Source organism: Geobacillus proteiniphilus (assembly GCF_001908025.1).
Taxonomy (GTDB): Bacteria; Bacillota; Bacilli; order Bacillales; family Anoxybacillaceae; genus Geobacillus; species Geobacillus proteiniphilus.
The window spans coordinates 23,891-33,994 of record NZ_MQMG01000044.1; the positions used below are offsets into that span (position 1 = coordinate 23,891).

The 10,104-nt window shown below is 51.8% G+C and carries 8 protein-coding genes; 1 reads left to right on the top strand and 7 read right to left on the bottom strand.

Features of this window, described 5'->3' with window-relative positions:
* Positions 1-78: 78 nt before the first annotated feature.
* Positions 79-1,779 carry a sigma-54 interaction domain-containing protein gene (locus BRO54_RS14180; RefSeq protein ID WP_081823183.1) on the top strand — a complete coding sequence of 567 codons (1,701 nt, stop codon included), beginning with the start codon at positions 79-81 and terminating at the stop codon, positions 1,777-1,779.
* Between the two features lie 22 nt (positions 1,780-1,801).
* On the opposite strand, the gene BRO54_RS14185 is transcribed toward BRO54_RS14180, so the two are convergent.
* The 7 genes from BRO54_RS14185 to BRO54_RS14215 all read right to left on the bottom strand — a co-directional run bounded on the left by BRO54_RS14185 (position 1,802) and on the right by BRO54_RS14215 (position 9,988).
* Positions 1,802-2,836 carry an NAD(P)H-dependent flavin oxidoreductase gene (locus BRO54_RS14185; RefSeq protein ID WP_074044360.1) on the bottom strand — a complete coding sequence of 345 codons (1,035 nt, stop codon included), beginning with the start codon at positions 2,834-2,836 and terminating at the stop codon, positions 1,802-1,804.
* Positions 2,837-3,141: 305 nt separating this feature from the next.
* Positions 3,142-3,444, bottom strand: a complete 303-nt coding sequence (locus tag BRO54_RS14190; protein WP_069304274.1) for a hypothetical protein — start codon at positions 3,442-3,444, stop codon at positions 3,142-3,144.
* Between the two features lie 115 nt (positions 3,445-3,559).
* The gene (xylB, locus tag BRO54_RS14195; RefSeq protein ID WP_074044361.1) at positions 3,560-5,059 is read right to left on the bottom strand and encodes a xylulokinase; all 1,500 of its coding nucleotides are present in this window, start codon (positions 5,057-5,059) and stop codon (positions 3,560-3,562) included.
* Between the two features lie 13 nt (positions 5,060-5,072).
* Positions 5,073-6,410 carry a xylose isomerase gene (xylA, locus tag BRO54_RS14200; RefSeq protein WP_074044362.1) on the bottom strand — a complete coding sequence of 446 codons (1,338 nt, stop codon included), beginning with the start codon at positions 6,408-6,410 and terminating at the stop codon, positions 5,073-5,075.
* Between the two features lie 259 nt (positions 6,411-6,669).
* Complete coding sequence (locus BRO54_RS14205) at positions 6,670-7,716, bottom strand: aldose epimerase family protein (protein ID WP_011231367.1); 1,047 nt, start codon at positions 7,714-7,716, stop codon at positions 6,670-6,672.
* A 16-nt stretch (positions 7,717-7,732) separates the two neighbouring features.
* Positions 7,733-8,728 carry a Gfo/Idh/MocA family protein gene (locus BRO54_RS14210; protein WP_011231368.1) on the bottom strand — a complete coding sequence of 332 codons (996 nt, stop codon included), beginning with the start codon at positions 8,726-8,728 and terminating at the stop codon, positions 7,733-7,735.
* An 84-nt stretch (positions 8,729-8,812) separates the two neighbouring features.
* Positions 8,813-9,988, bottom strand: coding sequence for a sugar ABC transporter permease (locus BRO54_RS14215; RefSeq protein WP_041467868.1), 1,176 nt, complete (start codon positions 9,986-9,988; stop codon positions 8,813-8,815).
* Positions 9,989-10,104 lie beyond the last annotated feature (116 nt).

Here is a 10,104-nt window from a genome sequence, read left to right on the forward strand (position 1 = left end):
CTGTTGAAATAAGCATATTGTTACCGTTTTCACCAGTCGGTGATTATTTTCACCAATCGAAAAAAAGGGGGATTCTTATTGAATACCACGATGAATCAGGAATGGATGCAATCTCTTCTTTCCTCGTTTCATAACGGCGTCATCGTCATTGATCGATATAACCAGATTGTCTTTCTCAATGACGCAGCAAAACAACTGCTTCACCTCGAAGGAGAAGAGTGGAAAGGCAAAGACATCTTTGCCCTGTTGCCCGAAACAAAGCTCCCACATGTAGCCAAAACAGGGGAACGAATGATCGGGACAGAAGCGATCATTCACGGACGCACCTTTCTTGTCAATCGCACTCCTTTTTATGAAAACGGTGAATTAGCCGGTGCAGTTGCTGTTTTGCAAGATTTCAATGAAATCGAACATTACCGTCAACTTTCCAAACAAATGGAAACAATTATCGAATTCTCAACAGATGGCATCTATGTCGTTGACGGCAACGGCATAACGCTTATGGTCAACTCCGCTTATGAACAAATCACTGGATTTCGGCGTGAGGAGCTGATTGGCCGGCATATGGAGGAACTCGTTCGTGAAGGCTATTTCGATCAATCCGTATCTTTGCTCGTTTTAAAGCAAAAGCAACGTATTTCCATGTTGCAGACCATTGGCGGAAAAAAAGATGTCATCGTCACTGGAAATCCAGTATTCAACGAACAAGGAGACATCGAGATGGTGGTCACGAGCGTCCGCGACATCTCGGAACTGAACAAGCTGAAGCTTGAGTTGGAAAAAGCCAAAAGTTTTTCACAGCTCAACCAGCATCGTTATACGTTCTCCGTCGACAACCGTGAGGAGGCCATGATTTGCCGCAGCCCGGCCATGAAAACACTCATCGACAAAGTAATGCAAATCGCAGCCTACCCAACAACGGTGTTATTGACCGGCCCGTCCGGCGTCGGCAAAGAAGTGATCGCTAATTTGATCCATTATCTCAGCCCACGCAAAGACGCTCCCTTCATTAAAGTCAACTGCGCGGCGATTCCTGAATCGTTGCTTGAGTCAGAGCTGTTCGGCTATGAAAAAGGGGCGTTCACCGGCGCCCAAGCCGGCGGCAAAATCGGTTTGTTTGAACTTGCCGACGGCGGCACGATTTTGCTTGATGAAATTGGAGAAATGCCGCTTTCCTTGCAAGTGAAGCTGTTGCGCGTTCTTCAGGAAAAAAGAATACAGCGCATCGGCGGCCGTAAAGCGAAAGCGCTCGATGTCCGCGTCATTGCCGCCACCAACCAAGACCTTCAAAAGCAAATGGAAGCCGGCCTGTTTCGCGCCGACTTGTACTACCGGCTTCACGTCGTTGAACTGTACGTTCCACCGCTGTCCGAGCGCCCGCAGGACATCGAGCCGCTCCTTGACCATTATTTCAGCTTTTTCTGCGAACAATACCGCATTCCAAAGAAGCTGTCGCCAGCAGCCAAAGCGGTACTGGAGCGATACCATTGGCCCGGCAATGTCCGCGAATTAAAAAACCTAATGGAAAATTTAGTCGTCTCCGTTCCGTCCCGATGCATCGAACCCGATGACTTGCCGTCCCACATCCGCCGTCAAATGGAGTCACCGTCAGCATCGACGCTGAAAGAAAAAGTGGAACAGTACGAAAAACAGCTCGTGTTCGAAACGCTCGAAGCTGCCCCATCGCTCCGCAAAGCGGCTGAACAGCTCGGCATCGATCATTCGACATTAGTGAAAAAATTGCAGCGTTGGGGAATAGCGAAACGTCCGCGGCCGTAACCGACAAGCGCGGACGTTTCACTCATTTCCGCCAAGCTTCCTCCAGCTCCCGCTTCAGCTCTTCGACAAGCTCCGCGGCCGGAAGCTCCCGCACCAGCCGGTATCCTGTCCCGGCCCAAAGCGACATTCCCTCCGGGTCGCCCGCCTTGGCGGCAGCAGCTCGCAGCGGTTTCGTCATATGGTGCACATGCGGATACGCCGCCAGCGCCATGGCGCGATACTCCGCCATAAACCGGTTCACAAGCCCGCGCGCCGGCCGGCCGGTAAACGCCCTCGTCACGGCCGTTTCGGCAAACCGCGGATCGGCAAGCGCCTGCTTATGGAGCGGATGCGCCCCGCTTTCCGGGCAGCGCAAAAACGCCGTCCCGAGCTGCACCACGCTCGCCCCGGCTTTGAGCGCCGCCGCGATGCCGCGCCCATCCATGATCCCGCCCGCCGCCACAAGCGGAATCCGAACCGCCGTCCGCACTTGGGCCAGCAGCGGAAACAACTCGAGCGCCCCATCCTTTTTCGGATCGTTGCCAAACGAAGCCCGATGCCCTCCCGCTTCCTCCCCTTGCACACAAAGCGCATTCGCCCCGGCTTCAGCAGCCATGCAGGCTTCTTCCCTTGATGTCACCGTCACCATGACAAACGACCCGGCCTTTTGCAAGGCGGCGATCACTTCCTTGTCCGGGCAGCCGAACGTAAAGCTGACGACCGGCACCCGCTCCTCAAGAAGCACATCAAACTTCGCCTCCCAGTCGTCGTCATCCCATTTCGGCTCGCCGACTGACGCCCCAAGCCGCTCCGCCTCGGATTCGAGCACGGCGCGGTAGCGTTCGAGCGCCTTTTCATCCACTGTTTTATCCCCCGGCACAAACACATTCACCCCAAACGGCCGGTCCGTCAACGTCCGCAGCTTGTGAATTTCCTTCCTCATGGCCTCCGCTGTCTTGTACCCGCCGGCCAAAAAACCAAGCCCTCCGGCGTTCGACACCGCCGCCGCCAGTTTAGGCGTCGACACTCCGCCAGCCATCGGGGCTTGGATGATCGGGATGGGAAGTGTAGAGAACATACGTATCTCCCTTCTTTCGGCTAAAACCGTTTTGCCCCTCTCCTATTTTTTCGCGCTTCGTGCTCGGATTTCCTCCCCCCTTTGTCGAATCAATCTTTACGCCGACTATGTCTTTTGCACGCTCCATGAACGACAGCTGTCCGGCCAACGCGGCGCGTTTTCAACATCTCACATACATATGGTAAGAACAGGTGTTATCCGTTGTTCAATCAATCGATCGAAACATAAAGCGAACAATACGATCCATGCCTAATCGCTGTCACCTGACGTCCAATAAACAGGCTGTTTGTTCATGATTTGTCCCTTTACTCAATATCCTTTAACAAACGGCTGGCCACTTTGATAAACGTTTTGCCATCCTCAAACGAAAAATAGCGCATGCTGTTTTCATGAACAAGTTCTTCGATTTTTGCCCATGTCTCCGTATCGCGGCGATGGTGGATGCGTTCGAGCTTCTCTACTTCCAGCTTCAAGGCACGAACCACCCATTTCGGCTCATCCGCTAGAAATCGCAAAAACTGTTCTTCTAATTGAGCATTGTAAAACGTCTGATTGTAATACGAGTCAAAGAAATATTGAAGATGTTCGAATTCTTTTCGAATGTCCATGTTTCATCTCCACCTTTCAAGTTCTCCTTTCGACAAACGTGGCGGGTCATCCTGCCTTATTGCTTGATCAAACAAAAAACTCCCCAAACCATCCACTGGTTTAGGGAGTTTATCGTCACGGCCGAAACACCTTTAACCGTTTCGCCAGTTCTTTCGTACGCGGATATACATCGCGATAAATCGCAAACAGCTCTTTGTATTTCGCCGCCGCATCCGGCCGCGGTTCGACGACGGATTCGACTTGTTTGAACGCATCCGCGCATTGCTTGAGCGAATCGAACCAGCCGACGCCGCACGCGGCGATCATCGCAGCGCCGAGCCCCGGCCCTTGTTCGTTCTTCAGCTTTTCCACCGGGAGATCGAAAATATCGGCTTGGATTTGCAACCACTCAGCGCTTTTCGCCCCGCCGCCGATCGAGACGATCGAGTCGATCGTTTTGCCGCTCGCTTTGATGATCTCCACCGATTCGTTGAGCGAGAACGTAATCCCTTCCATGACCGCGCGGGCGAAATCCCATTTCGTCTGCCGCGAGTCGATGCCGATAAACGACCCGCGAATATCGGCGTCGGCATAAGGCGTCCGCTCGCCGACCAAATATGGCGTAAACAACAAGCCGTTGGCGCCAATCGGCGACTCAGCGGCGCGCTTGACGATCTCGGCAAACGGCACGTCCTCGGCAAACGTCCGCTTCCACCAGTCAAAGCTGTAGCCCGCCGCCAGCGTCACGCCCATGATATAGTAAGCATTTGGCTCGGCATGGTTGAAGTAATGCACTCGTCCAGCGAAATCTTTTTCCCCACTTTGTTCATACGCCAAGACGACGCCGGATGTGCCGATGCTTGACATCATGCGGCCTTCTGCCAAAATGCCCGCGCCAACCGCGCCGCAGGCGTTGTCCGCCCCGCCGGCAAACACTTTCACCGATACCGGCAGCCCCGTCTGCTCGGCCACCTCCGGACGGAGCGTCCCGACGAACGCCGTCGCCTCGACAAGCGGCGGGCAAAGCGAAAGATCGACGCCGACCGCACGGGCGATCGCCTCGCTCCACGTTTTCGTTTTGATATCCAACAGCAGCGTCCCCGCCGCATCCGATACATCCATCGCCATGTGCCCGGTCAAGCGGAAGCGGACATAATCTTTCGGCAACAAAAACACCCGCGCCCGCTCATACAGCTCGGGTTCATGGTTTTTCACCCACAACAGTTTTGGCAGCGTAAACCCTTCAAGCGCCTCGTTTTTTGCGATCGAAAGCAACGTCTCTCGACCGACTTTCGCTTCAATTTCCCGGCACTCGGCTGTCGTTCGCGTGTCGTTCCATAAAATCGCGTTGCGCACGACGTTCCCGTCGCCATCGAGCAGCACAAGCCCGTGCATTTGCCCAGAAAAACTCAAGCCCACGACCGACTCCGGAGAAATGCCCGCCGTTTCCCAAACGCGGCGCAACGCCGTAATCGTCTTCTCCACCCAATCGTCCGGGCGCTGCTCACTATAGCCGGAATGAGGCTGGTAGAGGGGATAGGACTCGGTCCATTCCCCTCTGACTTGCCCATTGCGGTCGACAAGCAACACTTTCACCGCACTTGTTCCTAAATCGACGCCAATGACATATTCCACGCTCATCCCTCTTTCACGAACGAGATCCACTCGGCGCGCTGACTTCCAACAAATATTGGTTGAGCAGCGTTTTCAGCCGCTCTAAGCGGCCGGACGTATTGCGAATTTCGCCGAGCTGCAAGGCATACTCCTCGAGTTTTTTGAAATCGGCCGTTCCTTCGACAATTTCGCGGCCAATGCCTTCTGTATAGCTTTTGTACCGTTCTTCGATGAACTGTTCAAACACGCGGTCTTCCAGCAAGCGATGAGCGACTTTCAACCCGATCGCAAAGCTGTCCATCCCGGCGATATGAGCGTAGAACAAATCTTCCGGTTCAAACGAGCCCCGCCGCACTTTCGCGTCAAAGTTCAAGCCGCCGCGCCCAAGGCCGCCGTTTTGCAAAATTTCATACATCGCCAGCGTCGTCGCATACAAATCGGTCGGGAATTCGTCCGTATCCCAGCCAAGCAGCGTATCGCCTTGGTTCGCATCGACCGAGCCCAACATGCCATGAATGCGGGCGACGCGCAGCTCATGCTCAAACGTATGCCCGGCCAATGTCGCATGGTTCGCTTCAATATTGAATTTGAAATGATCTTTCAACCCATACGTCTGCAAGAACGCCAACGCCGTTGCGACATCAAAATCGTATTGATGCTTCGTCGGCTCTTTCGGCTTCGGCTCGATCAAAAACTGGCCGTCAAAGCCGATTTCTTTCGCATAGTCGACCGCCATGTGCAAGAAGCGGGCTAAGTTGTCAAGCTCCAGCTTCATGTCTGTATTCAGCAGCGTCTCATAACCTTCCCGACCGCCCCAAAACACGTAGTTTTCCGCTCCGAGCCGTTTGGCGATCTCGAGCCCTTTTTTCACTTTCGCCGCCGCATAGGCGAACACATCGGCGTTGCACGACGTCGCTGCCCCGTGAACGAAGCGCGGATGGCTGAACAAGTTCGCCGTATTCCACAGCAGCTTCGTTTTGCTTGTTTTCATGTATTCTTCAATCATATCGACGATTTCATCCAAGTTTTTATACGTCTCGCTGAGCGTTTCCCCTTCTGGCGCAATGTCGACGTCATGGAAGCAGAAAAACGGAACGTTCAGCTTTTCAAACAGCTCAAACGCCGCCTCCACGCGCGCCTTCGCCAAATCCATGCCGCTGTACGTATTCCATGGACGAATCATATTGCCGACGCCAAACGGATCCGATCCATCCCCCGTAAACGTATGCCAATACGCCACCGAAAAGCGCAAATGCTCCTCCATCGTTTTGCCGCCGACTTTTTCATCCGGATTATAAAACTTAAACGCCAACGGATTGCGCGACTCCGGTCCTTCATATGGAATAGTGCCGATATTCGGGAAATATGCCATTTCAAGTCCCCCTTCATAAGCGAGAGTGATTTGCTTCAGTTTCATTATAACGCTTTCATGTTTGTTTGTCTATCATATAAACAAAGTGTTTTCACCTGTAAAACCACAACTATGTTAGTTGAAGTTTTACAGGGGGGATGGGCATACGATCCCCCACACTCTAGATATTACCGTTTTTTATTACATAATGCTTTACATTCCGACGCTTGTTATGATGACTTTCTGTTTCCACAACTACTTTCAGATTTTAAAATTCAACTTAGTCAGCACTAAATCGATACCTTGTCATCGACACCTGCTCCTTGTCAGCCGGCAATACGATCGACGGAAACTGCGGATGATGGATCGCATCCGGCAGCCCTTGCGTTTCCAGGCAGATGCCTAAATATTTCCGCGACGGCACGCCGCCTAGATCCAACCCTTCCGGCAGCTGGTTCGATGTATACACCACCACGCCGACCTCATCCGTCTCCACCGTCAGCACCCGCCCGCTCTCCGGGTCGGAAAGCACAATCTCTTTGTCATGATGCCGATCGAGCCAAAACGGATGGTCATAACCCCCGCCGACGAGTGCAATTTGCGGATGCCCCGATTCGACCGCCTCCCGGATCGTCTTTCCTTGCCGCAAATCAAACGGCGTGCCAGCCACATCCAAGACGCGGCCCGTCGGAATCAGCTCCTCATTCAATTCCAGCACACGCGAGCTTTGGATGGTCAGCGTGTGATCCAAAATATCACGCTTGCCGTTGCCGCTTAGGTTAAAATACGTATGGTTCGTCAAATTGAACAAAGTGGTTTTGTCCGAACGAGCCCGGTGTGTGATCGTCCATTCGTTGTCATTGTTCAGCCAATATTCCACTTGAACATGAACTGTTCCCGGGTACCCTTCCTCCCCGTCTGGGCTTGTGTACGAAAAGACGACGCCGACCGCATCGTCGCGCTGGACGGGCTCGGCCTGCCAAAGCACGCGGTGGAATCCGTTCGGCCCGCCGTGCAAGTGGTTGTTGTGTTCGTTTTTCGCCAGTTGATATGTGATTCCATCAAGTTCGAAGCTCGCTCCACGAATGCGCCCCGCCACCCGGCCGATCACCGCGCCAAAGTAAGGGGCGTTGGTCAAATACGGTTCAAACCGGCCAAACCCGAGCACGACATTTTCGATCTTGCCGTTCCGGTCGGGAACGCGGATGTCCGTCACGATGCATCCGTAGTTTGTCGCCGACAGTCCCATGCCGCGGTCGTTTGTCAAGGTGAATAAGAACACGTCGTTTCCATTCCATTCGGACCACTTTTCGTATGTAATGTTCATCTCGATTCTCCTCCCTTTATAACCGCACGATCGCTCCCGTTTTCATCGATGTGCGGCAAGCATCAAGCGTCCGTGCTTGTTGGATCATGCGCTCCGGGGAATACAACAGCGGCGTTCCTTCGAGAATGGAGCGCGAAAAGTGCTCGATTTGCAGCGCGTATTGGTCGCCTGCCACCGTTTCCTCGCGTACGTTCCCATCAGCCGTTGCGACCGTAATCCGCCCCTCACCGCCATCGACATCTGGTCGATACGCCCGCGAGACAACGATTTTTCCCTTCGTGCCCACTACTTCGTATTCGTTCTGAAAGAGCATATCAAAACTGCACGTGAACTGCGCAAGAACACCGTTTTCCATCCTCATCCAACCGCTCGTCGTCAAATCGACCGAATGGTGTGGATCAAAACAAGATTGGACGAACAGCTCAACGGGCTCGGTATCAAGAATGTGTCTCGTCGAATGCACACAATAGCAACCGACATCGAACAGACTTCCCCCGCCAAGCTCATCGTTCATGCGGATATTCGTTTCCCGGTCTTGCAAGTAAAAGGAGAAATGGGAGCGCATGTACTTAACTTCGCCGATCTCGCCAGCGGCCAAAAGCTGTTTGACCCGTTCGTGCTGTGGGTGGAACTGGTACATGAACGCTTCCATGAATAAAACGCCATTTTTCTCGCATTCCTCAATCATGCGCCGGACATCTTCTGCGCATAAAGCGGCAGGTTTTTCACAAAGCACGTGCTTTTTCTTCTTCGCCGCTTTGATTGTCCATTCAGCGTGCAGGCTGTTTGGAAGTGGAATGTACACTGCGTCGACGTCCGGGTCATCAAGCAGCTGACCATAGCTGTCATACGCCTTCGGAATGCCGAGCTCCTTCGCCGCTTGCTTAGCTTTCCCACTTTCACTGGCGATGGCCACGACTTCCGCATGACTCGTTCGGCGAATCGCCGGAATCATCACCTCTTTGGCAATAGCAGCGGTGCTGATGATGCCAAAACGGACAGTGGGTTTCACTTTTCGTTCTCTCCTTCCTGTTTCCAAAGAGATAGGCTAGCATTAGAATGAGCTAGCCTCTTCCCGCTTTTTTACATCTTGAACTCAACTCGCCTTACTTTTGCTTGAGATATCCGTCCAAACGGCAACAATTAAAATTAATCCTTTCACAATGTATTGCCAAAAGGTCTCAATGTTCATCATGCTCATACCGTTATCGATACTAGCCATAATAAGGGCGCCGATAATCGCCCCAACAATATTTCCCCTTCCCCCCATTAAACTCGTGCCACCAATAACACAAGCAGCAATAGCATCCAATTCATACATCTCCCCAGCGCTGACTGTCGCTGCATTGAGTCGGCTTGTCAAAATGATACCCGCCACCGCCGAAAGCGCTCCCATTAAGATGAAGACAGCCAATACAACACGCTTGATGTTGATCCCAGATAGAGCGGCCGCCTCAATATTTCCACCAATCGCATAAATATATCGTCCAAACGGGGTTTTAACGGCAATAAACACAAAGACAAGCGCCAATAAAACAACGATCAGCATCGGAATAGGAACACCGTAATAACGATTTAACATATACACCAATACGAAAATGCATAGCGAGTAGACTGCTGTTTTGCCATAATCATTTATTTTGGAATTGAGCGTTAAGCCTAACTGTTTTCGTTTCTTTCTATTTCGTCCTAAAGAAAGAAACAATAAAATGATGCTGACAGCAGCTAAAATGTAGCCGATTACGTAAGGGAGATAACTGTTTCCTATCGCTTCGAAACTATTGTCTAACGGCGCTACAGTCTCGCCATTGCTAATTCCAATCAAAATTCCTCGAAAAACTAACATCCCACCTAAAGTTACAATGAAAGCAGGAACACCTCGATAAGCAACCCACCATCCTTGCCAAAGTCCAATTAATACGCCAGCAACAATAGCCACAACAATAACAGAGACTGTTCCCCAGCCATACCATACTTGCAAAATCGCAGCGATTCCCCCGGTCAATCCGACAACAGATCCAACTGATAAGTCAATATGGCCTGCTATAATGACTAGTGTCATGCCGATCGCCAAAATCGAAATGACAGACATCTGCATAAATAAGTTCGATAAATTTCGTGACGATACAAACTCTCCGTCAGTTAAAACACTGAAAATAACAGCGATAAAGACTAAGGCTATAATTAGCGTATAAGAACGAAAATCAAATTTCCATCGTATCTTCCCTTTTGTTTGACTCTCTAAGGTCGCTATAGAAATCGGGCTTTTCATCCTCATTTTCCTCCCGTTGCACAAGTCATAATTTTCTCTTGGGTGGCCTCATGACGCTGAAACTCCCCGGTTATTCTTCCCTCGGACATGACTAAAATGCGATCCGACATTCCCAT

Bases quoted from the DNA above. Each gene is read 5' to 3' on its own strand.
- BRO54_RS14185 (WP_074044360.1), bottom strand. From the start codon at position 2,836: ATGTTCTCTACACTTCCCATCCCGATCATCCAAGCCCCGATGGCTGGC.
- BRO54_RS14190 (WP_069304274.1), bottom strand. From the start codon at position 3,444: ATGGACATTCGAAAAGAATTCGAACATCTTCAATATTTCTTTGACTCG.
- xylA (WP_074044362.1), bottom strand. From the start codon at position 6,410: ATGGCATATTTCCCGAATATCGGCACTATTCCATATGAAGGACCGGAG.
- BRO54_RS14205 (WP_011231367.1), bottom strand. From the start codon at position 7,716: ATGAACATTACATACGAAAAGTGGTCCGAATGGAATGGAAACGACGTG.
- BRO54_RS14215 (WP_041467868.1), bottom strand. From the start codon at position 9,988: ATGAAAAGCCCGATTTCTATAGCGACCTTAGAGAGTCAAACAAAAGGG.